Source organism: Streptomyces luteosporeus (genome assembly GCF_039532865.1).
GTDB classification, from domain to species: Bacteria; Actinomycetota; Actinomycetes; order Streptomycetales; family Streptomycetaceae; genus Streptomyces; species Streptomyces luteosporeus.
Genome location: NZ_BAAASL010000001.1, coordinates 398,448 through 418,976, shown reverse-complemented (window position 1 = coordinate 418,976; position 20,529 = coordinate 398,448). Strand labels below are relative to the sequence as shown.

The 20,529-nt window shown below is 71.6% G+C and carries 20 protein-coding genes and 1 pseudogene; 6 read left to right on the top strand and 15 right to left on the bottom strand.

All coding sequences use genetic code 11. The features are described from left to right. Positions 1 to 22: 22 nt before the first annotated feature. Together ABD361_RS01935 and ABD361_RS01930 are read right to left on the bottom strand one after the other, a co-directional pair. Positions 23 to 1,564, bottom strand: coding sequence for an oxidoreductase (locus ABD361_RS01935; RefSeq protein ID WP_344432814.1), 1,542 nt, complete (start codon positions 1,562 to 1,564; stop codon positions 23 to 25). Between the two features lie 55 nt (positions 1,565 to 1,619). After that, entirely contained in the window at positions 1,620 to 2,033 is a 414-nt protein-coding gene (locus ABD361_RS01930; RefSeq protein ID WP_344432813.1) for a hypothetical protein, read from the bottom strand. A 187-nt stretch (positions 2,034 to 2,220) separates the two neighbouring features. On the opposite strand from ABD361_RS01930, the gene ABD361_RS01925 reads away from it, so the two are divergent. Further along, positions 2,221 to 3,186 carry a helix-turn-helix domain-containing protein gene (locus ABD361_RS01925; RefSeq protein WP_344432812.1) on the top strand — a complete coding sequence of 322 codons (966 nt, stop codon included), beginning with the start codon at positions 2,221 to 2,223 and terminating at the stop codon, positions 3,184 to 3,186. A gap of 292 nt (positions 3,187 to 3,478) precedes the next feature. Next, the gene (locus ABD361_RS01920; protein ID WP_344432811.1) at positions 3,479 to 4,177 is read left to right on the top strand and encodes a ribonuclease H family protein; all 699 of its coding nucleotides are present in this window, start codon (positions 3,479 to 3,481) and stop codon (positions 4,175 to 4,177) included. Between the two features lie 29 nt (positions 4,178 to 4,206). Here ABD361_RS01920 and ABD361_RS01915 read toward each other — a convergent pair whose 3' ends face one another. Both ABD361_RS01915 and ABD361_RS01910 read right to left on the bottom strand, forming a co-directional pair. Further along, positions 4,207 to 4,833 (bottom strand): DUF2690 domain-containing protein, encoded by a 627-nt coding sequence (locus ABD361_RS01915; RefSeq protein ID WP_344432810.1) that lies wholly within the window; start codon positions 4,831 to 4,833, stop codon positions 4,207 to 4,209. A 112-nt stretch (positions 4,834 to 4,945) separates the two neighbouring features. Further along, entirely contained in the window at positions 4,946 to 5,656 is a 711-nt protein-coding gene (locus ABD361_RS01910; protein WP_344432809.1) for a TRADD-N-associated membrane domain-containing protein, read from the bottom strand. A gap of 205 nt (positions 5,657 to 5,861) precedes the next feature. Here ABD361_RS01910 and ABD361_RS01905 point away from each other — a divergent pair. Further along, positions 5,862 to 6,625: pseudogene (locus ABD361_RS01905) on the top strand (MerR family transcriptional regulator). Positions 6,626 to 6,912: 287 nt separating this feature from the next. Beyond that, positions 6,913 to 7,068 carry a hypothetical protein gene (locus tag ABD361_RS01900; protein WP_344432808.1) on the top strand — a complete coding sequence of 52 codons (156 nt, stop codon included), beginning with the start codon at positions 6,913 to 6,915 and terminating at the stop codon, positions 7,066 to 7,068. A 7-nt stretch (positions 7,069 to 7,075) separates the two neighbouring features. On the opposite strand, the gene ABD361_RS01895 is transcribed toward ABD361_RS01900, so the two are convergent. Both ABD361_RS01895 and ABD361_RS01890 read right to left on the bottom strand, forming a co-directional pair. Continuing rightward, on the bottom strand, positions 7,076 to 8,263 hold the full coding sequence (locus ABD361_RS01895; protein ID WP_344432807.1) for an MFS transporter: 1,188 nt from the start codon (positions 8,261 to 8,263) through the stop codon (positions 7,076 to 7,078). 52 nt (positions 8,264 to 8,315) lie between these two features. After that, a complete protein-coding gene (locus ABD361_RS01890) occupies positions 8,316 to 8,786 on the bottom strand; it encodes a hypothetical protein (RefSeq protein ID WP_344432806.1) in 471 nt (156 codons plus the stop codon). Between the two features lie 370 nt (positions 8,787 to 9,156). Here ABD361_RS01890 and ABD361_RS01885 point away from each other — a divergent pair, with 370 nt between their 5' ends. Further along, positions 9,157 to 9,723 carry a GNAT family N-acetyltransferase gene (locus ABD361_RS01885; RefSeq protein ID WP_344432805.1) on the top strand — a complete coding sequence of 189 codons (567 nt, stop codon included), beginning with the start codon at positions 9,157 to 9,159 and terminating at the stop codon, positions 9,721 to 9,723. Positions 9,724 to 9,730: 7 nt separating this feature from the next. Here the strand turns inward: ABD361_RS01885 and ABD361_RS01880 are convergent, their stop codons facing one another. After that, positions 9,731 to 9,910, bottom strand: coding sequence for a type II toxin-antitoxin system HicB family antitoxin (locus ABD361_RS01880; protein WP_344432804.1), 180 nt, complete (start codon positions 9,908 to 9,910; stop codon positions 9,731 to 9,733). A gap of 180 nt (positions 9,911 to 10,090) precedes the next feature. Between ABD361_RS01880 and ABD361_RS01875 the strand changes: the two genes are divergently transcribed. After that, complete coding sequence (locus ABD361_RS01875; protein WP_344432803.1) at positions 10,091 to 10,534, top strand: amidase; 444 nt, start codon at positions 10,091 to 10,093, stop codon at positions 10,532 to 10,534. A gap of 151 nt (positions 10,535 to 10,685) precedes the next feature. On the opposite strand, the gene ABD361_RS01870 is transcribed toward ABD361_RS01875, so the two are convergent. The 8 genes from ABD361_RS01870 to ABD361_RS01835 form a co-directional block, all read right to left on the bottom strand. Next, on the bottom strand, positions 10,686 to 11,969 hold the full coding sequence (locus ABD361_RS01870) for a thymidine phosphorylase (RefSeq protein WP_344432802.1): 1,284 nt from the start codon (positions 11,967 to 11,969) through the stop codon (positions 10,686 to 10,688). Between the two features lie 122 nt (positions 11,970 to 12,091). After that, positions 12,092 to 12,493 carry a cytidine deaminase gene (locus ABD361_RS01865; protein WP_344432801.1) on the bottom strand — a complete coding sequence of 134 codons (402 nt, stop codon included), beginning with the start codon at positions 12,491 to 12,493 and terminating at the stop codon, positions 12,092 to 12,094. Beyond that, complete coding sequence (locus ABD361_RS01860; RefSeq protein WP_344432800.1) at positions 12,490 to 13,776, bottom strand: ABC transporter permease; 1,287 nt, start codon at positions 13,774 to 13,776, stop codon at positions 12,490 to 12,492. Before ABD361_RS01860 ends, ABD361_RS01865 begins: the two co-directional genes overlap by 4 nt. Beyond that, positions 13,773 to 14,879, bottom strand: coding sequence for an ABC transporter permease (locus tag ABD361_RS01855; protein WP_344432799.1), 1,107 nt, complete (start codon positions 14,877 to 14,879; stop codon positions 13,773 to 13,775). The genes ABD361_RS01860 and ABD361_RS01855 overlap by 4 nt, the downstream gene beginning before the upstream one ends. Next, positions 14,876 to 16,513 carry an ABC transporter ATP-binding protein gene (locus ABD361_RS01850; protein WP_344432798.1) on the bottom strand — a complete coding sequence of 546 codons (1,638 nt, stop codon included), beginning with the start codon at positions 16,511 to 16,513 and terminating at the stop codon, positions 14,876 to 14,878. Before ABD361_RS01850 ends, ABD361_RS01855 begins: the two co-directional genes overlap by 4 nt. 272 nt (positions 16,514 to 16,785) lie before the next feature. Continuing rightward, positions 16,786 to 17,820 (bottom strand): BMP family lipoprotein, encoded by a 1,035-nt coding sequence (locus ABD361_RS01845; RefSeq protein ID WP_344432797.1) that lies wholly within the window; start codon positions 17,818 to 17,820, stop codon positions 16,786 to 16,788. A 133-nt stretch (positions 17,821 to 17,953) separates the two neighbouring features. Then, a complete protein-coding gene (locus ABD361_RS01840) occupies positions 17,954 to 19,186 on the bottom strand; it encodes an amidohydrolase (RefSeq protein WP_344432887.1) in 1,233 nt (410 codons plus the stop codon). Positions 19,187 to 19,292: 106 nt separating this feature from the next. Next, positions 19,293 to 20,498: a hypothetical protein gene (locus ABD361_RS01835; RefSeq protein ID WP_344432886.1), complete on the bottom strand. Its 1,206-nt coding sequence runs from the start codon at positions 20,496 to 20,498 to the stop codon at positions 19,293 to 19,295. Positions 20,499 to 20,529 lie beyond the last annotated feature (31 nt).

Genomic DNA, 20,529 nt, shown 5'->3' with positions numbered 1-20,529 from the left:
CTCAGCCCTCAACTCTCAGCTCTCAGGCCCTGTTGAGGGTCCGGGTCACCCCCGACACCACCGCCGTGGTCAGGACCCAGCCCGCGGCGACCAGCGCATTGGCCAGCCACCGGCAGGTGCCGTCCGTCCAGTACCAGGCATTGCGCTGTCCCAGGCCGCCGATGGGGACGAGCAGGTCGACGGTGTAGACGACGGCGTGGAACGGGCCGCCCTCCCCTGGCTTCACGGGAGCCGGCGTGTGCGTTCCGAAGACGATCGTGCCGAGGAGGGTGAGCGCGGCGAGCCACAGGCCGGCCTTCCACGGGCGGTAGCCGTAGCCCACGGTGACGTCGAGGAGCCGGCTCCACGCCCTTCCGCCCGGGTGCAGGGTGCGGCGGCGGTGTCGCTGCTTGGCGACGAGGACGCGGCGGGCGTGGTCGTCGTGCCCTATCTGCCGGTACCAGCGGGCGAGTTGCTCGTACACCTGCGGGACGTAGCCGGGGTTGCGCCGGATCCAGGCGAGGCGGCGCCGGACGTCGTCCGGTCGCCTTCCGGATTCGGCGTGGAGGGAGCCGTAGACCAGGCCGTCCAGTCGTACGTTCCGCGGCCAGCTGTGTTCGCCGTCCCGCAGCGTGGTCACGTGAGCGCCGCGCAGGTCCACGGCCCCTGCAGGCGGGGTCGTGGGCGTGAAGGTGAGGTCTTCGGCCTGCATCCGGGCGCACACGACGGTGTCGACGGCGTCGAGCGTCGCGCCGTCGAAGGTGACGAGGTCGGTGACGCGGGCGCCGCGCAGGCTCATCGCTCCCAGAGCGGTAAAGCCCTGGGAGCAGTCGAGCGTCGTGGTCGTCATCATGTCGGCGGTGAGGGAGTTGCCGCCCGCGTTGGCGAGGTGGGCGCCCTGCAGGAAGAGGCCACCGGAGAGCCGGGCGCCCAGCAGGCGGACCTCGCCGTGTGCCGTGAATCCGTTCCTGCAGAAGACGCCGCCTTCGGCGACGAGACCGCCGGCCGCCACGGCCAGTCCTCCGGGCGCGTCGATGTGCGTGCCGTTGAGCAGCACTTCACCGTGCACGTGGGCGTGGTTGAGCTGCAGCGAGGTCACCCGGCCGCGCAGGCGCGAGAGGGGTCCGCCGTCGAGTAACGAGCGCTGCAGGTCGAGACGGCCTTGGATGCGCGCGGACCCGGCCATGAGGCCGGGGATCCGGCACCCCCTCATGGCCACGACTGCTGTCGACGCTCCGAAGAGGTCCACTTCGCGTTCGAGCCAGCAGCCGTCGAGGCTCAGGAGGTGGTCGATCTGCGCGCCGGCCAGGTACAGCTGTCCGGTGATGCGCGCACCGGACAGCCGCACTGCGGGTACGGCGCCTCCGGAGCCCTCGGTGTTAGCCCCCAGCAGCAGGGCGGCCACGACGGCCGCGCGCACCGTGCGCTCCGGCCCCCACCGCGCTCCCCCGTCGGCGCGGTCGTCGGCGCGGTCGTCGGCACGGTCGGCGTCGGCCGTCCCGGCCCACAGGTCCACCGGGCGCCCTTCGGGGAAGGCGTTCCACAGCTCCCGTTCGGGCGGCGTCAGCTCCTCATACGTCAGCATGCGGCGCAGCGTAGTGACGGCCTGCCCGGAAGGACCTCGACCGACCGCCGGCCGGTTACTTGTAGATTCCCACCGGCGTACCGCACTTCCACACCGAGCCGCCGTGGTAGTTGACCCAGGAGCAGACGGTGAGCGTGCCGGAGATGAAGTTGCCGCCGTAGGGGACGGCCTCGGTGTAGGTGTGCGACCTGCGGTTGTCCACGGCGGGGTTGAGTTTGTGGTTGTAGTGGCCCTCCGTACTCTTGATGGCCACGAACGCCTGTGACTGCCCCCGGTGCGCGCCGGAGTCCTTCAGCGTGCCGTAGATCTTCACCTTCTCGTTCGTGACGTAGTAGGAGCCGATGAACCGGGCGTCCGCGCTGGAGGCGTTGACGCCGACCGCGTGGGCAGTGCCGGTGGCGGTCAGGGCGAGGGCGCCGATGGTGGCCGCGACCGCGGCCGTCCTGCCGATGGTTACCAGACGGGACATCGCTTGCTTCCTCTCCATAGGTGACGGTCTTGCTGCGTGACAGCAGCCTGTTGACGACCCCGGGCAACGGCAACGGCCGGGCGGTGTCCCGGACCGATCGCCGCTGTCCGGCCTGGTCGGACTGCCGTCCGGGGCCGATCCGGACAGAACCGTTGCCCTATGGCATGCCCGCGGCAACCATGTGGGCATGGGGAGCCAGGGGGAGCGGGCCCCGCAGGATGCGCGGGATGCCGCTGAGTTCATGGCGCTGCTCAGGCAGTTGAAGGACGCATCAGGACTGACCTACCGGCAGTTGGAGGCCCGTGCCGCCGACGGCGGTGACGTGCTGCCGCGCAGCACGCTCGCCGATGTGCTGCGGCAGGACGCGCTGCCGAGGGCCGAGCTGCTGGCGGCGTTCGTCCGGGCGTGCGGGCACGGGGGTCACGTACAGGAGTGGCTGGCGGCGCGGGAGCGGCTCGCTTCCCGGCAGCAGGGGTCCCCGCCGCCGCCACCGCCGCCACCGCCCGGACGGCGGCGCATCGGCCGGTACGGCCGGGTCCTGGGCGTCGTGGTGGTGCTGCTGGCACTGGTGGGCGGCGGCGCGTACCTCGCGATGGACAGGACGGGTGGCGGCGACCGTGACCAGCCGAAGCGCACCGTCGCCTCCAGCGCCCCGCCCGCTGCCACCGCCCTCGCCCCCGCCCCCGGCACGTACCGCATCCGTTCCGCCGTCTCGTCCCTCTGCCTGTCCGAGCGGGACGGTCAGGGCGCCGGGAACGTCTACCAGGCGGACTGCCGCAGCAGCGTCCCCACGTACGCCCTGGAGGAGGCGGACGGCGGGGCGTACCGGATCCGCAGCCTCCACCCCGTCTTCGGGTACGGGTGCCTGGGCGTGGGGAACGGCAGCGCGAAGGGGGGCGCGCAGATGATGGACGACTACTGCGGTCACCGCGGCACGGCCGAGAACTTCCGCCTGCGGCGGGAGGGAGCGCCGGCGGGCGGGTACCGCGTCATGCCGCTGCACACGGGGGCGTGCGTGTCGGTGCCCGGCGGCTCGAAGCAGCAGTGGACGCCGGTGCTGCAGCTGCCGTGTGCCGCCGGCGACGCGGGGCAGGTCTTCCACTTCGACCCGGTCGCCTCCCCGCACCCGATCCCCACGATCAGCAGGAACTAGGGCGTGCCCGGCGGATCCCCGGGCCCCGTGGGTGGTACGTCGGCTGCGGGCCGTCGGTGGCCGATCGCGCAGTTCCCCGCGCCCCTACGGGGCACGGTGGATCACGTAGCGCCCCGTAGGGGCGCGGGGCAGTGTCGACCTGCGGCTCCGCCGCGTGGGCGCGACAAGCCACGACGCACCCGCAGACGACGTACCGCACGCCGGCCGCAGGCCCCCGCGGCAGCCGCATATCGGCACGGCCCCGCGCCCCTACAGGGCGCGGGCTCGGCCGCGGCGCTGGCATGATCGGGGGATGTCCGATCGCTTCATCGCCGCCTGTGACGGCGCCTGCAAGGGGAATCCCGGGCCCGCTGCCTGGGCGTACGTGGTTGCCGACGCCCGGGGCGTCCCGCAGCGCTGGGAGGCCGGCCCGCTGGGCCGGGCCACGAACAACGTCGCCGAGCTGACCGCCCTGCAACGGCTCCTGGAGGCCACCGACCCCGCCGTGCCGCTGGAAGTGCGGATGGACTCGCAGTACGCCATGAACGCGGTCACCAAGTGGCTGCCCGGGTGGAAGCGCAACGGCTGGAAGACGGCGGCGGGCAAGCCCGTGGCCAACCAGGAGCTGGTCGTGCGCATCGACGCCCTCCTGACCGGCCGTGAGGTGGACTTCGTGTACGTCGCGGCGCACCGCGTGGACGGCGACCCCCTCAACGCCCTCGCCGACCAGGCCGCCAGCGACGCGGCGACGGCGCAGCGGGCGGCCGGCACGGTCCACGGCGACGTGGACCTGCCCGTCGTCGACCTGCGGGCCGCGTCGGTCCGCCCGTCCTCGTCGAAGCCGTCCCGGCCCGCCGGGGCGAAGCGTTCGTCGTCGGGTGCGGTGATCAAGGCGAAGTTCGCGGGCCGCTGCCACCAGTGCGGCGAGTCCTACGCAGCGAAGGACCCGATCGCCAAGGGCCCCCGCGGCTGGGGCCACCCCGACTGCCGTACGGGGCTGGCGCCTGCCTGAGCCTTCTCGGCCCGCTCGGCGGGGGCGGATCAGTGCGTGGGCTTCGCGCTCGCACCGTCGCGGTCGTTGTGGTCCGCCCCGACGCGGAGGGTGTAGCCGGCCGGGATGTCGTGCTCCGGGTCGCCCTTGACCGATACGGCGGACACCTGGGTCGAGAACTGCCGGCCGACCGGCAGCATCGGCGTGTACTTGGTGTGTCCGGAGACGACGACCGCCCGCTGCCGTTGCGTGGGCGACGTCGCGATCTCCATCGTGTCGCCGACCTGAGCTCCGGTGAGCTTGCCCCAGACGACCTGGCAGCGGCTGCTGTACCGGATCTCCAGGTGCATCGTGGAGACCCAGTCGTCCGCGATCGTCACGGCCCCGTCCCCGCATCCGGCGTCCTTCGGGTCCACGCCCGTGCAGGTGGCGTTGAAGCAGGACGGGGCGGCGGCCGAGGCGGGGGCGGCGGACACCTCCGCCGCCCGGGCCCTGGTGTCCCCGTCGCCGCCGTCGCCGCCGGTCAGCGAGGTCGCCAGGGCGCCGGCCACCGAGCCGACGACGGCGATGATCAGCGCGCCCACTAAGGTCTGCGGTCCGTGGCGCCCGAGCCACGACCCCTGCCGGTCGGCGGATCGGTCGGGCGATCGGTCGGGGGCGTCGCCGTCGTTGGTCAAGGAATCCTCCCGAAGCACCCGAGTCGCACCGGCCCCTCAGCGATACACGGCCGGAACATGGCGGGAGGCTAAAGGCAGGGACATGGGGCATGAAGAGCGATTCGAGTCGAAATCACCCTGCCGAGCGACCGTCGAACACAACGGCCCCGGCCCCGTTGAGGCGCGGCTGAGCCTGCGGCTGGGACTCCGGCTGCGGCTGGGGCAGCGGCTGCGGCGGGACGGCGGCGTCCGGCACGGGCGGCAGCTTGGCAGCGGAGAACTTCAGGATCAGCGCCGCCTGGAGCTGTGCCTTGAGCGCGGGGTCGTCGACCTCGCCGAGCAGGCGTACCGCCTCCCCCGCGTCGCGCTCGACTTTCATGTCCTGGCGCAACAGCTGGGTCTGGGACTCCATGTGCTTCAGGGCCCGGTCGGCGCGCCGGTGGAAGAGGGTGCCGATGGCGGTGGTCAGCACGCCCGCGACGCTGGCCACGACGGAGGCGTACTGCTGTCCGTCACTGCCGCCGGCCTTGAATATCGCCAACGCCACGCCGGCCATGAGGACGAGCCCGCCCAGCACCGAGCACGCCAGGCTCACCCCGAAGGTGCGGCGGGCCTGGATGAGGCCGTAGGCGTAGTACTCGATGAGCAGTGCGGCGAAGCGGTGGGTGTCGTCGTCGGGAGCCTCCTGTTCGTCCCCGCCCTCCGCCGGGGCGGGGCCGCCCAGGACGGCGGCCCGCAGCCGGTTTCTCTCCCTGTCGACGCCCTTGCTGGTGAGACGGTCGTAGAGCGACGTCGCGCCGGTGGCGAGGGCGCCGCTGGCGACGGCTGCGCTGAGGGTTGCCACAACTTCCGGGTCCACAACTGCAGCATCTCACGGCACCGTTGGCCGGCTCGCTCAAACGAACGACGGACGACGGACGACGGGGACAGGTCCGGCGCCGGGGGTTGAAGTTGTCGCTGCGGCAGCTCCTACCGTCCTGAACAGGGCCGGAGGGACCGGCCCGGCGACAAAAACGGACGACAGACGGATGCATGTGAGGGAGACAGTGATGGACTGGCCGATCGCGGAAGTCGCCCGGATGTCCGGCGTGACCGCCCGGACCCTGCGGCACTACGACGAGATCGGCCTGCTCCCGCCCGCGCGGATCGGTGCCAACGGTCACCGCTACTACGAGCAGGGCCAGTTGCTGCGCCTGCAGCAGATCCTGGTCCTGCGGGCGCTGGGCCTGGGTCTGCCCGAGATCGGCCGGGTCCTGGCCGAGCAGGTCGACGAGGTGGAGGCCCTGCGCGGCGGCCACCACCGGCGGCTGCTCGCCGAACGCGACCGGCTCGACACCCTGGCCGGCACCGTCTCCCGCACCATCGCCGATCTGGAACGGTCCAGGAAGGACGGCACAGCGATGACCGCCATCAACCGACCGGAGAACCTGTTCGAGGGCGTGGAGCCCCCCAGTACCTGGAGAGCCTGCGCGACTTCCCCGAGCACGCGGAGGAGGTCGCCCGCGCGGTCGCCGGGATGAGCCCGCAGGACGTCGAGGCCGGGCAGCGCGAGCGCACGGCGCAGATGATCCGGCTGGCCGAGCTCATGACCGCCGGCCACGCGGCCGGGGCCGCGCCCGTGCAGGCCGAGATCGACGTCCAGTACCGGGCCCTGACCGCGCTGCGGGCCGTGACCTCCGACGAGTACCGGGCCATCGGCCGCGCCTGCGTGGACAACGCCGCCTGGCGTGCCGCGTACGAGGCCGTCGCGCCCGGCCTGGCGGCCTACCAGCGCGACGCCATCACGGCGTACGCCGAGGCCCGGCTGGCCTGAGCCGAGGGCCTCGGCGCCAGGGGCCGCGGGGCGGTGTCGATCTGCGGCTGCCGCCGCGTGGGCGCGACAAGCCACGATGCGCCCGCGGATGGAGTGCCGTGCTGCGCCCGGGCGCCGAGGTGGCGTGTCGGCTGCGGGCCGTCGGTGGCCGATCGCGCAGTTCCCCGCGCCCCTTACGGGGCGCTGCATCATCCGCCGGGGAGAGCATTCACTCTGACGGGCGGCGCGTCGACGACACCTCCTCAAATCGAACGTTTATACCCTTTCGATGCGAGGAGGTGTCGTCGATGGGATATCACCGGCGAAACAGCAAGCGCACCGAGAAGAACAAGAAGCTCGTCGAGCGCGGCCTCGGCTGGGCGTTCCGGCTGCTGGTCGCCGTCGTGGCGGCCGTGGCCGGGGAGGTCGCGCGGTGGTGGCTGCAGGCGCGACACTCGCTGTGAGCGTGCGTCAGCCGCCGGCCCGGACCACGTACGGCCGGGAGGCGATCGTGAGGGTCAGCGACACCAGGGCCAGGGCGGTCATCGTCGCGGCCGGGGTGAGGTGCAGGGCCAGGCCGCCCGCCACCGTGGCGCCGATGCCCTGCCACGTGATGCGCCCCGCGGACTCGACGCCCTGCACCTGACCGCGCACGGAATCCGGCGTCAGCGCGAGGAGCTGCTCCTGCAGTGGCAAGGTGGCGGCGAATCCCACGCTGGCGGCGAACACCGCGACCAGCGCCACCGGCAGCGGCGGATGGACGGCGAACAGCGCGTACGGGGCGGCCAGCAGCAGCCGCAGGGCGAACGCCCCGCGGCGGCGCTGCGCGGCACCGAGCAGCCGGCCGACGGCCAGATCGCCGGCCAGCATGCCCGCGGAAGCGGCGGCCAGCAGGGCGCCGGCGTGCCGGGGGTCGTACAGGATGAACAGGGCCTCGCAGCCGACGATCAGACCGTTGGGCACCCAGAGGTTCAGCAGCAGGGCGCGCCGGCCGGGCCGGGAGAAGAGCGCCACGTTCGCCTGCCACGTCTGCCGCAGACCCGGGCGGCGCGCGAGGCGGATCGAGCGCTCGCGCACGGTGCCCGCCACGGCGACGAGTCCGGCCGCGGTCAGGGCGGCGGCGAGGACGAAGACGCCCCGCGTGCCCAGGTGTCGCAGCAGGGGGTCGGCAGCGGCGTAGCCGATGATCGCCGTGCCGCCGGCGGTGAGGTTCATCAGGGAGCGGGCGAGGGCGTACGCGGAGTCCGGTACGAGCTCGGCGAGCAGCCCCATGCGCGTACCGGTGCCCAGGGCCTGGAAGAAGCCCACCACCAGCAGCCCGAACCGGGCGGCCAGCGGCAGGCCCGGTATCGCCTGTGCGGCCTGGCTCGCCAGGGAGACGGCCTGCAGGGCGACGAGGGTCCGCCGCGGGCGGCCGCCGTCCGCGACGGACATCAGCGTCAGCGTGCCGATCACCGCCGCGAACGTGGCGCCGTACATGCTCATCGCCGTCAGGAGCGGCGATCCGGTCCGGCGGTCGACCAGCGCGCCGAGCGCGTAGCCCGACAAGCCGCCGGCGGCGGCCGTGAGGACGAAACCGGCGTACATTCCGGCGAATTCGGGGTGGGAGAGGAGGGAGCGGTAACGGTTGTGACGGTGATGACGGATTTCCGAAGGCATGAAAAAAGCCTCCGGGGGCCGCACGCGGGCGACTTCCGAAGGCCAACGCACGTTACTTTACCCCCCTGTTGTCGTGTATCCGATAGCCGCCTGCAATGACTGCCGCATCGGGGGCCGGGGCCATGCACGGGGTCAGCAGGGGCTCGTCCTCTTGTGTGGCGCCGGAGAGACCGATGCGGCTGGGGCCGCCGCCGTTCCTGCCCTTTCCTGTTCCTGCGACGTAGAAGCTCACGCCCATGCGAATGGGCTGCTTGTGGTCCTTTCCCCAGTGCAGGAAGGGCTTCCATACCGGTCCGGCATCGACGAGCGTGCCGGTCACGGTCGCGACCGGTCCGCCGACGGTGACGCAATCGACGGCGAAGTCACCCCAGTTGAACTGCGGGCCCTTGCCCGGCTCGGTCCAGCGGTGCTGGATGCGGAAGGTGCCCCAGGACTTGGCGGGCCGGTTCTGGCGGTCCTTCGCGTAGAGGCCCTGGGCGTCGACGGACACCTGGATGTCGTTGCCGGGCTGGGAGTACCCCATGCGCCCCCACCCCTGGACGCCGACGGTCGGTGCGACCGGTTCCGCCGGTGCGACCGGTTCCGCGGCGGCGGCCGGAAGGGTCATGGCTGCCGGTGCCGGAGCAGCGAGCGCGACGAGGGCGACGACTCCTGCTGTACGAAACGATCTGCGCACGGTACTTCTCCGATCCCTTGCGGCACTTCCGGGGCACCTCCGAGCCTCGCCGACCGCCACCGCCCCGGGCGTCCCTCGGCGGGCCGAGCCGCTTCGGCCGCGCGGGGGAAGGGCCGTACACCCGGGGGCGGAGTGTTTCCCGAATCCGAATCCGAATCCGAATCCCACCGGTGCAAATGCGCTGGCGTCGCAGACCACCGGCGCGCAGGATCCCTGCATGACCCTTTTCCTGGAGACCGAGCGGATGACGCTGCGGCCGTTCACGACGAGCGAGCAGGACCTGGACGCGCTGGTCGAGCTCGACGGCGACCCGGAGGTGATGCGGTACATCAACGGGGGCCGCGCGACGCCGCGCGAGGAGATGCGCGACGAGCGTCTGCCGCGCTTCATGCACCGCCACCCGGGCCTGGGGACGTACGGCTACTGGGCCGCGGAGGCCAAGGGGACGGGCGAGTTCCTGGGCTGGTTCGAGTTCCGCCCCCTGCAGGACGACAGCCCGGACGTCGTCGAACTCGGCTACCGCTTGCGCCGGGCGGCGTGGGGCAAGGGCTACGCGGTGGAGGGCTGCCGTGCCCTGATCCACAAGGGCTTCACGGAGCTGGGCGTCCGCCGGGTGACGGCCAACGCGATGACGGTGCACGCGGCGTCGCGCCGCGTGATGGAGAAGGCGGGCCTCACGTTCACCCGCACGTTCTTCGGCGACTGGCCGGACGTGGTCGAGGGCTCGGAGCACGGGGACGTGGAGTACGAGCTGACGAAGGAGGAGTGGGAACGGCGCGCTTGACGCGCGGTCAGGCGGGGACGGTGGGTCCCGGCTCGTCCTCGAAGTACAGCTCCAGCGCCTCGCACAGGCTGCTCAGGGCCTCCTCGATGGTCGAGCCCTGGCTCGCCACCTCCACGTCGAGGCAGCGCGCGACGTACCGGTCGTCCTCCTGCGTGACAGCTGCGGCGAGGCGGATGTCGCGGGCCATACCGCGAAGTGTGGCACGACGGTGAAGGGGTCGACTGGGCCACTCCTGGCGTATTCGCCCGTTCGAGCCGACAGTGCGGCCCCGGAAACGCGCTCGCCTCGGGGGCGCACGCCCCCACCTCACGTCGCACGCGCCCCTGCGCGCCAGGCGGGTGTCGGACCCTGCTGCCACCGTTGCCGTATGACCGAGACAACGACGTTCGACGTGACGCTGATTCACGACAACTGGCCAGAGAAGCAGCCCGGCTACTTCGCCGCGCTGGCTGCGGATCCGCCCGACGGGTTCACGTTCTCCCCCAATACCTGGGGCCACTACCCGGGTGTCACCGGCAGTCGTGAGGCGCCGACACGGTTCCACGCGATCGCCAGTGTCGTGGCCGAGGTGGCGCAGAAGCACGGGGTGCTGCTCAACGACGCCGGGGTGGAGAAGCCCCAGGAGTGGTGCGGGGACGACTGGAACCAGCGGATCACCGCGCATCTGCTCCTGATGGCCGCGCACCGGGCCCCGTACTGCGGCCTCTCGCTCGATGACCTCGTGGACTTCCTCCGTTCGACGGCCCCGGCGCAGTCCCGCATGGGGCCCGCCACGGATGCCCCCGTCGAGGGCCGTCGGACGCCGAGCTGATCCCGCCCACGCGACGCCGCGCCGGCGGTCACGCGCCTCCACAGGCGCGGCGATGACATCAGGCACCGGCTCGCACGACGGCGAAGGGGCCGGTGGAGATCCACCGGCCCCTTCGCCCGTACGAGTGTGCCGTCAGGCGCAGCAGCAGCGCTTACGCAATGCGGTCCAGCACGATCGGGTTCGGGACGAACGACGTGCCCGCCGGGGAGATCTCGACGCCGCCGTCCAGCGCGGCCAGGGCGTAGTCGAACTTCTCGGGGGTGTCCGTGTGCAGCGTCATCAGCGGCTGGCCGGCCACGACGGTGTCGCCCGGCTTGGCGTGCATCTCGATGCCCGCGCCGGCCTGGACCGGGTCCTCCTTGCGGGCGCGGCCGGCGCCCAGGCGCCAGGCGGAGACGCCGACGGCGTAGGCGTCGAGCTTGGTGAGGACGCCGGAGGCGGACGCCGTCACGACGTGCTGCTCGCGGGCGACGGGGAGGGTCGCGTCGGGGTCGCCGCCCTGGGCGATGATCATGCGGCGCCAGACGTCCATGGCGGAGCCGTCGGCGAGGGCCTTGGCGGGGTCGGCGTCCTTGATGCCGGCCGCGTCGAGCATCTCGCGGGCCAGGGCGATGGTCAGCTCGACGACGTCGGCGGGGCCGCCGCCGGCGAGGACCTCGACCGACTCGCGGACCTCGAGGGCGTTGCCGGCGGTGAGGCCGAGCGGGGTGGACATGTCGGTGAGCAGGGCGACGGTCTTGACGCCGTGGTCGGTGCCGAGGCCGACCATCGTGGAGGCGAGCTCGCGCGCGTCGTCGATGTTCTTCATGAAGGCGCCGGAGCCGACCTTGACGTCGAGCACGAGCGAGCCCGTGCCCTCGGCGATCTTCTTGGACATGATCGAGGAGGCGATCAGCGGGATGGCCTCGACGGTGCCGGTGACGTCGCGCAGCGCGTAGAGCTTCTTGTCGGCCGGGGCCAGGCCGTCGCCGGCGGCGCAGATGACGGAGCCGACGTTGCGCAGGACGTCCATCATCTCGTCGTTGGAGAGCAGGGCGCGCCAGCCGGGGATGGACTCCAGCTTGTCCAGGGTGCCGCCGGTGTGGCCGAGGCCGCGGCCGGAGAGCTGCGGGACGGCTGCGCCGCAGGCGGCGACGAGCGGGGCCAGCGGCAGGGTGATCTTGTCGCCGACGCCGCCGGTGGAGTGCTTGTCGGCGGTCGGGACGGGCAGGGAGGAGAAGTCCATGCGCTCGCCGGACTTGATCATCGCCGCGGTCCAGCGGGCGATCTCCGCGCGGTCCATGCCGTTGAGCAGGATCGCCATGGCGAGCGAGGACATCTGCTCGTCGGCGACGACGCCGCGCGTGTAGGCGTCGATGACCCAGTCGATCTGCTCGTCGCTCAGACGGCCGCGGTCACGCTTGGTGCGGATAACGGAAATGGCGTCCATCAGCACATTTTCCTTAGGTTCGTAGTCCTCAGGTCTTCCCGGGGCCGGAAAGTGACCCGGACGGGCTGAGAGATCAGCCCGTCCTGGGGGCCCCTCCCAGCGTTAGCTGGGGGAGCTTGGGGACATCTTCAACGATTCAGGTCAGCAGGCCCAAACGCGTCCGGCAGGAGCTCGGCGAGCGGGCGTACGCCCGTCGTCGTGTCCACGGCCAGCTCCGGGCCGCCGTGCTCCCACAGCAGCTGGCGGCAGCGCCCGCACGGCATCAGGACGTTGCCGTGGCGGTCGCAGCAGGTGAAGTGGGTCAGGCGGCCGCCGCCGGTGGCGACGAGCTCGGAGACCATGCCGCACTCGGCGCACAGGGCGACGCCGTAGGCGGCGTTCTCCACGTTGCAGCCGGTGACGACGCGGCCGTCGTCGACCAGGGCCGCCGAGCCGACGGGGAAGCCGGAGTAGGGGGCGTAGGCCCGGGACATCGCGTCCCGGGCCCGCGCGCGCAGGTCGTCCCAGCCCACGGAAGGTGCGGACGTCACTTGCCCTGGCCCTTCCGGTACGGCTTGCCGTCCGCCTTGGGCGGCCGCAGGCGCGTCGCGGACAGCGACAGCACCAGCAGGGTGGCGACGTACGGGGTGGCGTCGACGAACTCCAGCGGCACCGTCTTGGTCAGCGCGTACCAGACGAAGAGCAGCACCGCGACGATGCCGCTGACGACGGCCGCCTTGGCCTTGCCGCCCTTCAGGCGCCACAGGGCCAGGCCCACCAGCAGAACGGCGACGAGCAGCAGCAGCGCGTGGACGGTCGGGCCGCCGGAGCGCAGCTGGAGGCTGTCCATGAAGCCGAACAGGCCGGCGCCCATGGCCACGCCGCCCGGCCGCCAGTTGCCGAAGATCATCGTGGCGAGACCGATGTAGCCGCGGCCACCGGTCTGACCGTCGGAGTACATGTGCGTGCCGATGGCCAGGAAGGCACCGCCGAGGCCGGCGAGTGCGCCGGAGACGACGACGGCCGCGTACTTGTACGTGTAGACGTTCACGCCGAGGGACTCGGCGGCCACCGGGCTCTCGCCGCAGGAGCGCAGGCGCAGGCCGAAGGCCGAGCGCCACAGCACGAAGAACGTGCCGGCGAAGAGCAGGACGGCGACGATCGTCAGCCAGGAGACGTCGGAGACCAGGCCGTCGAGGATGCCGGCGAGGTCGGAGACCAGGAACCAGTGGTGCTTCTCGATCGAGTGCAGCCAGTCGGACAGGCCGGGCACGGAGAAGTTGGGCATGTTGGCCATGACCGGCGACTGCTTGTCGTTGCCGCCCGCCTGCTGGGCCGCGCTGCCCGCGGCACCGAACCACAGCTTGGCGAGGTACTGGGTCACGCCCAGCGACAGGATGTTGATCGCGACGCCGGAGATGATGTGGTCGACGTTGAAGGTGACCGTGGCGATCGCGTGGATGAGACCGCCGAGGGCACCGCCGACGATGCCGGCCGCGGCGGCCGCCCAGGGGCCGTACTGCCAGCCCACGGCACCGGCACAGAAGGTGCCGAGCATCATCATGCCTTCGAGGCCGATGTTGACGATGCCGGAGCGCTCGGCCCACAGGCCGCCGAGGCCGGCGAGGCCGATGGGCACGGCCGCGCCGAGCGCGCCGGACCACTGGCCGGAGGAGGTGAGGTCCTCGGCACCGGTGACGGCCCGCAGCGCGGACAGCAGCACCAGGGCGCCGGCGAGCATCAGCAGGACGACGGGGTAGGAGAGCTTGCGGCCCTCGGGCTTGTTCTTGCCGCTCAGCTTCTCGGTCAGAGCGGCCGTGAAGGTCGTACTCATGCGGCGGCCTCCGCCTTGTCGCTCTTACGGGCCTGGGCGGCGAGCTCCTCGCCGACCTTGCGCTGCTGGACCTTCAGGCCGTAGCGGCGCACGATCTCGTAGGCGATGACGACGCACAGGACGATGACGCCCTGGATCACGCCGACGATCTCCTGGGCGTAGCCCTCGAACTCCAGCTGGGTGCCGGTGCGCTCCAGGAAGCCCCACAGCAGGGCGGCCAGCGCCATGCCGACGGGGTTGTTGCGACCGAGGAGGGCGATGGCAATGCCGGTGAAGCCGATGCCGGTGGGGAAGTCGGTGCCGTAGTTGTACGAGACGCCGAGCAGGGTCGGCATGCCGACGAGGCCGGCGACCGCACCGGAGAGCAGCATGGAGGTGATCACCATGCGCTTGACGCTCACACCGCTGGCCTGCGCGGCCGACTCGGACTGGCCGACGGTGCGCAGGTCGAAGCCGAAGCGGGTGCGGTTGAGGACGAACCAGTACGCCACACCGGCCAGGGCCGCGACCACCACGAAGCCGAGGACCGGCTTGGTGGCGGTGGGGAACTCGAAGAAGTGGGCGGAGTCCGGCAGGTAGGGCGTGTGGATCAGGTTGCCCTCCTTCTTCGCCAGCCGCCCGTCCTGCAGGAGGTAACCGATGATCGAGGCGCCGATGGCGTTCAGCATGATCGTGCTGATGACCTCGTTGACGTTGCGGGTCACCTTCAGCAGACCGGCGATGCCGGCCCACACGGCGCCCACCGCCATCGCGACCAGGATGATCACCGGGATCTCGATGATGCCCGGCAGCGTCAGCGCGCCGCCGACGACCGCGGCGAAGAACGCCGCGATGCGGTACTGGCCGTCCACACCGATGTTGAACAGGTTCATCCGGAAGCCGATGGCCACCGCCAGCGCGGACAGGTAGTACGGCGTCGCCTTGTTGATGATCCAGACCTGGCTGTCGGCCTTGGATCCGAAGTCCAGCATGACCTGGTAGGCGTGGAACGGGTCCTTGCCGGTGGCCATGATGATGACCGAGGTGATCACCAGGGCGGTGACGATCGCCAGCACCGGGGCGGCGAGGCCCAGGATCAGCTTGTTCTTGTCGAACTTCTTCACTTCGAGTCACCGCCTTCCTGGGTGTCGTCGCTCTCGTTGTCATCGGTGGAGGTCTCGCCGGAGGTCTCCTCCGGGGTCTCCTCCGCCTGCTCCTGCTCCTGCTCCGGCTCCGGCGCCTCCTCGTGCTCGAGGTGGCCCGAGGCCGCGCCCGTCATGGCCGAGCCCAGCTCCTCCGGGGTGATCGTCGCGGGGTCGGCGTCCGCGACGAGACGGCCGCGGAACATCACCCGCAGCGTGTCGGAGAGGCCGATCAGCTCGTCCAGGTCGGCGGAGATCAGCAGGACCGCCAGGCCCTCGCGGCGCGCCTCGCGGATCTGGTCCCAGATCTGCGCCTGCGCACCGACGTCCACGCCGCGGGTGGGGTGGGCGGCGATGAGGAGCTTGGGGTTGTGGCTCATCTCGCGGCCGACGATCAGCTTCTGCTGGTTGCCGCCGGACAGTGAGGCCGCGGTGACCTCGATGCCGGGGGTGCGCACGTCGTACTCGCGCACGATGCGCTCGGTGTCGGCGCGGGCGGCCTTGTTGTCGAGGAGGGGGCCCCTGGTGTTGGGCTTCTCGGTGACGTGGCCGAGGATGCGGTTCTCCCACAGCGGCGCTTCGAGCAGCAGGCCGTGGCGGTGGCGGTCCTCGGGGATGTAGCCGATGCCGCCCTCGCGGCGCTTGCGCGTCGGGGCGGTGGTGATGTCCGTCCCGTCGAGGGTGACGACGCCGCCGTCGGGGGTGCGCATGCCCATGATGGCCTCGACGAGCTCGGCCTGGCCGTTGCCCTCCACGCCCGCGAGGCCGAGGACCTCGCCCTTGTGGATGGTGAAGGTGATGCCGTCGAGGACGGCGCGCACGACGCCGTCGGAGTCGGTGGCCGACAGGTGCAGGCCGTCGACGGTGAGCATGGGCACGTCGGTGACCGTGGACTCACGGGTCTCCGGCGAGGGCAGCTCCTCGCCGACCATCAGCTCGGCCAGCTGCTTGGGCGTGGTCTCGCTGGGGATCGCGGTGCCGACGGTGGTGCCGCGCCGGATGACGGTGATGTCGTCGGCGACGGAGAGCACCTCGCCCAGCTTGTGCGAGATGAAGATGACCGTCAGACCCTCGGACTTGAGCTCGCGCAGGTTGTCGAAGAGCGCGTCGACCTCCTGGGGGACCAGGACGGCGGTCGGCTCGTCGAGGATGAGCGTGCGCGCACCCCGGTAGAGGACCTTGAGGATCTCCACGCGCTGGCGGTCGGCGACGCCGAGGTCCTCGACGAGGACGTCGGGGCGCACGCCCAGGCCGTACGCGTCGGAGATCTCCTTGATCTTCTTGCGGGCCTTGTTGCCGATGCCGTGGAGCTTCTCGGCGCCGAGGACGACGTTCTCCAGGACGGTGAGGTTGTCGGCGAGCATGAAGTGCTGGTGCACCATGCCGATGCCACGCGCGATGGCGTCGGCCGGGCTGTTCAGGGTGACCTGCTCGCCGTCCAGGGTGATGGTGCCCTCGTCCGGCTTCTGCATGCCGTAGAGGATCTTCATCAGGGTCGACTTGCCGGCGCCGTTCTCGCCGCACAGGGCGTGGACGGTGCCGCGGCGGACCGTGAGGCGGATGTCGTGGTTGGCCACGACACCGGGGAAGCGCTTGGTGATGCCGGCGAGCTCCACCGCGTTAGCGGTGGCTGCGCCGGACTCGGGGCTGGACGCTTTGATGGCGCACTCTCCTCGAGGGGAAGGGAGCGGGGGGCCGGACCGGCCGTGCGGGGGTCGGCGGTACGACGGGGCGGGGGACGACGCTACACGCGTCAATACGGTGCTACGCGCGTAGCGTTGGGTCGTATGTACGGGCCCGGCCGTGAGGGTACTCCCCCACTGCCGGGCCCGCAGGTCTTCCGAGACCGGTCCGGATCCGGCTCACCGCCGGCCCGGACCGGGCAGGATCACGGGGAGGTCTTGACCTTGACCTGGCCCTCGACGATCTGCTTCTTCGCGGCCTCGATCTTGTCCTTGATGTCGTCGATGAAGCCGCCGGAGGTGGCCAGCGACACGCCGCCGTCCTTCAGCAGGTACTGGTGCGGACCCGTCAGCGGCTTGCCGTCCTTGACGCTCTTGGCGAGGTCGTAGACGGAGACGTCCACGTTCTTCACCACGGAGGTGAGGATGGAGCCCTTGTACTTGTCCAGGCCCGGCTGCTGGTACTGGTCGGAGTCGACGCCGATCGCCCAGGCGCCCTTCTGGGCGGCGACGGCCTCGATGGAACCGTTGCCCGACAGACCGGCGGCCGTGTAGATCACGTCGATGCCGCGGTCGAGCATGCCCTTGGCCTTCTCCTTGGCGGCGGCCGGGTCGTTGAAGCCCTTGTCGTTGTTGGCGTACAGGTACTCCGAGGTGACCTCGACACCGGAGTCGGTGGCCTTGGCACCCTGCTCGAAGCCCGCCTGGAACTTCTGGATCAGCGCGTTGTTCACACCGCCGATGAAGCCGACCTTGTGGTTCTTCGACTTCAGCGCGGCGGCGACACCGGCGAGGTAGGAGCCCTCGTGCTCACCGAAGGTGATGCTGTCGATGTTGTTGCCGGGGGCAACCGAGTCCACGACCGCGAAGGTGGTCTTCGGGAAGTCCTTGGCGACCTTCTCCACCGACTTGGAGTAGTTGAAGCCCACGCCGATGACCGGGTTGTAGCCCGCCTCGGCCAGGGAGCTCAGCCGCTGCTCGCGGTCGGCCTCGGTCTCGCCGTTCTTGGCGGTCATGGCCTTGCTGGTGTAGCCGAACTCCTTGTCGGCCTTGTCCATGCCACGAGCAGCGGACTCGTTGAAGGAGTGGTCGTCACGGCCGCCGACGTCGAAGGCAAGGCCGATGCCCTTGCCCTTGCCGCCGCCTCCGGACTCGGTCGAGGACTCACCGCAGGCGGTGAGAGTGAATGCGAGAGCCGCGGTGGCAATGCCCGCGACAGTGATCGTGGATACCCGGCGCACGAGGGGCCCCTTCACTCGAAGCGCCTCCATTGGCGCTGTCTTTCGCCGGGAATCGTAACGCGCGTAGATGGAGATAAAAGGGGTGCAAGGAAGCCGTTATCGTTTCGTCGTCAACCCTTCTTGACCCGAATGCCTACATTCGGTTGCCGTCCAGCAAGGCAGCGGCCGTAAACAGCTCCACTCCGACCTCGATCGCGCTCTCGTCCACGTCGAAATCACCACAGTGCAGGTCACGACGGGTCGTATCCCCCACCGGCCGCACTCCGAGCCGGGCCATGGCGCCCGGGACGTGCTCCAGGTACCAGGAGAAGTCCTCCCCGCCCAGGCTCTGCTCAGTGTCCTCCACGGCGTAGCGGCCCCGGCGGGCGGTCATGGCGCGCCGCAGCAGGGAGGTGACCTCGGCGTCGTTGACCACCGGCGGCACCCCGCGCAGGTAGCTGATCTCCGACTTGGCGTTGTGCAGGGCGGCGACCTCGTCCACCGCGGCGTGCACCAGGTCCGGCGCCTGGCGCCAGGTGTGCACGTCCAGGCAGCGGACGGTGCCGGCGAGCTCGGCGCGCTGCGGGATGACGTTGCAGGCGTGGCCCGTCTCCAGCCGGCCCCAGGTCACCGACAGCCCCGAGCGGGCGTCGGCGCGCCGGGAGAGCACGGCGGGCACGTCGGTGGCCACCCGGGCGGCGGCGGTCACCAGGTCGGTGGTCAGGTGCGGGCGGGCGGTGTGGCCGCCGGGGCCCGAGAGAGTGACCTCCACCCGGTCGCAGGCCGAGGTGATCGCGCCGGTGCGCAGGCCGAGCCGGCCGACCTCGACCTTGGGGTCGCAGTGCACGGCCAGGATGCGGCCCACGCCGTCCAGCGCGCCGCACTCGATCGCGTCGAGGGCGCCGCCGGGCAGCACCTCCTCGGCGGGCTGGAAGATCAGCCGCACGGGGTGGGGCAGCAGGCCCTGCTCGGCGAGGTCGGCCAGGACCAGGCCGGCGCCCAGCACGACGGTGGTGTGCACGTCGTGGCCGCAGGCGTGGGCCATCTTGGGGACCGTCGAGCGGTACGGGACGGTCTTGGTGTCGGGGATGGGCAGCGCGTCCAGGTCGGCGCGCAGGGCGAGCACCGGCCGGCCGGCCGCCCGGAACGAGGCGCTGTCGCGGCCGATGTCGCAGATCAGGCCGGTGCCGGCGGCGAGCGTACGCGGTCTGAGCCCTGCCTTCTCGAGCCGGGCCCGCACCGCGGCGGTGGTGCGGAACTCGCGGTTGCCCAGCTCGGGGTGCATGTGCAAGTCACGGCGGAAGGCGATGAGTTCGCTGCGGAGCCCGGGCGGAAGCGCGCCGGGAAGTCGGCTGTCGGTGGTTTGGGGATCGGCTTCGCAGGGCATCAGGTGATTCACCCTGCGAAGATTAGAGCCCCGAATGGGGCAACTGCCCCTTGATCACAAAAAGTTCAGCCGCATGGATGGGTCGCACGGGGGGTATGACCCGTATTTACGGCGTACCTTCGGCGACACGCGGCTGCGGAACGGGCGCGTACGGAAGCCGGCGCACTTCGCGTGCGCTCCCCGTGACCCCCGCGAGGAAGCCCTCGGCACGGGGCGAGGCATGGGCGGTGAGCCAGGCGGGGTCGACGTCGCAGACGGCGACGGTCACCCCGGTGCCGGCCAGGGCCAGCGGCAGGGTGTGCACGACGGTGGAGGGGAAGCTGAGGACGGTGCGGCCTATGGGGCCCCGCCGGGCCACCAGCTCCAGGGGCAGCGTCGGCCGGACGATCTCCACGCCCAGCCGCTCGGCAATGCGGCGCAGCTTGTCCGGGGCCTCGCGGCGGTGGGCGAAGTAGCGGGTGGCGCCGTGGGCGCGGGCCAGGGCGGCCACCGCCTCCAGGTAGCGCTCGGGGTCGACGACGCCGGTCTCCACCAGGGAGGTGCCCACCAGATCCGTCCCCCGGGTGAGGGAGGGCGGCCCGTGCGCGGCCCGGGTCCAGGCGAAGTCGTTGGCCGTGACGGTCACTCCCGGTGGCGCGTCGAGGGGCATCGCGGTGAAGATCTCCACCGTACGACGGTCGTCGGGCGTGAGCTTCCGGCGCATGGAAGCAGATACCGGCGCGAACATCAGATCGCGCGCCCCCCGCGTGCCACTGCGGTGCCAGCGCACCAGGCGCTCACCACGGGCGAGTTGACCGGCGAACTCCATCGTCGCCGTGCCGTCGTCCACCACCACCAGCTCCCGGGCCCGCGTGATCGTCAGCAGCAGCTGCACGTACCGCGAGAACGGGTCGCCGATCACCACCCGCCGCGCCGCCCGCAGCGGCCCGGCGAGCCCCCCGATCGTGCCCACCGGGGCCATCGGCCCGCCCCGGGCCTCCTCCCAGCGCAGCCGGTGCCCCTGATCCCGCGCCAGCTCCGCCATCCGGCGCAGCTGACCGCGCGTCATCGGGTCGTGCGGGGCGAGCACGACCACCAGCAGGTCGCCGGCCAAAGGGGTGATGTCCCGGGCGCCGGGCTGCCGGGGCACGCCGTCGCACCACGGGCGCGGAGCGCCCGGTGGCTGAGCGCCCGGTGGCTGAGCACCCGGTGGTGGAGCGCCCGGTGGCTGGGCGCCCGGTGGCGGAGCCGGGTGCGGGCCACTGCGGCGGGCGGTGTGGTACGCCCACTCCAGGACGTTCAGCAACTGCACCGGGCTCTCCACGAAGGCCAGCGTGGACGCCGGGGCAGCCGCGTCCGGAGGG

Coding starts and splice junctions, on each gene's coding strand:
- ABD361_RS01935 (WP_344432814.1), bottom strand. CDS start 1,564: ATGCTGACGTATGAGGAGCTGACGCCGCCCGAACGGGAGCTGTGGAAC.
- ABD361_RS01930 (WP_344432813.1), bottom strand. CDS start 2,033: ATGTCCCGTCTGGTAACCATCGGCAGGACGGCCGCGGTCGCGGCCACC.
- ABD361_RS01925 (WP_344432812.1), top strand. CDS start 2,221: ATGGGGAGCCAGGGGGAGCGGGCCCCGCAGGATGCGCGGGATGCCGCT.
- ABD361_RS01920 (WP_344432811.1), top strand. CDS start 3,479: ATGTCCGATCGCTTCATCGCCGCCTGTGACGGCGCCTGCAAGGGGAAT.
- ABD361_RS01900 (WP_344432808.1), top strand. CDS start 6,913: ATGGGATATCACCGGCGAAACAGCAAGCGCACCGAGAAGAACAAGAAG.
- ABD361_RS01895 (WP_344432807.1), bottom strand. CDS start 8,263: ATGCCTTCGGAAATCCGTCATCACCGTCACAACCGTTACCGCTCCCTC.
- ABD361_RS01890 (WP_344432806.1), bottom strand. CDS start 8,786: ATGGGGTACTCCCAGCCCGGCAACGACATCCAGGTGTCCGTCGACGCC.
- ABD361_RS01885 (WP_344432805.1), top strand. CDS start 9,157: ATGACCCTTTTCCTGGAGACCGAGCGGATGACGCTGCGGCCGTTCACG.
- ABD361_RS01880 (WP_344432804.1), bottom strand. CDS start 9,910: ATGGCCCGCGACATCCGCCTCGCCGCAGCTGTCACGCAGGAGGACGAC.
- ABD361_RS01875 (WP_344432803.1), top strand. CDS start 10,091: ATGACCGAGACAACGACGTTCGACGTGACGCTGATTCACGACAACTGG.
- ABD361_RS01860 (WP_344432800.1), bottom strand. CDS start 13,776: ATGAGTACGACCTTCACGGCCGCTCTGACCGAGAAGCTGAGCGGCAAG.
- ABD361_RS01840 (WP_344432887.1), bottom strand. CDS start 19,186: ATGCCCTGCGAAGCCGATCCCCAAACCACCGACAGCCGACTTCCCGGC.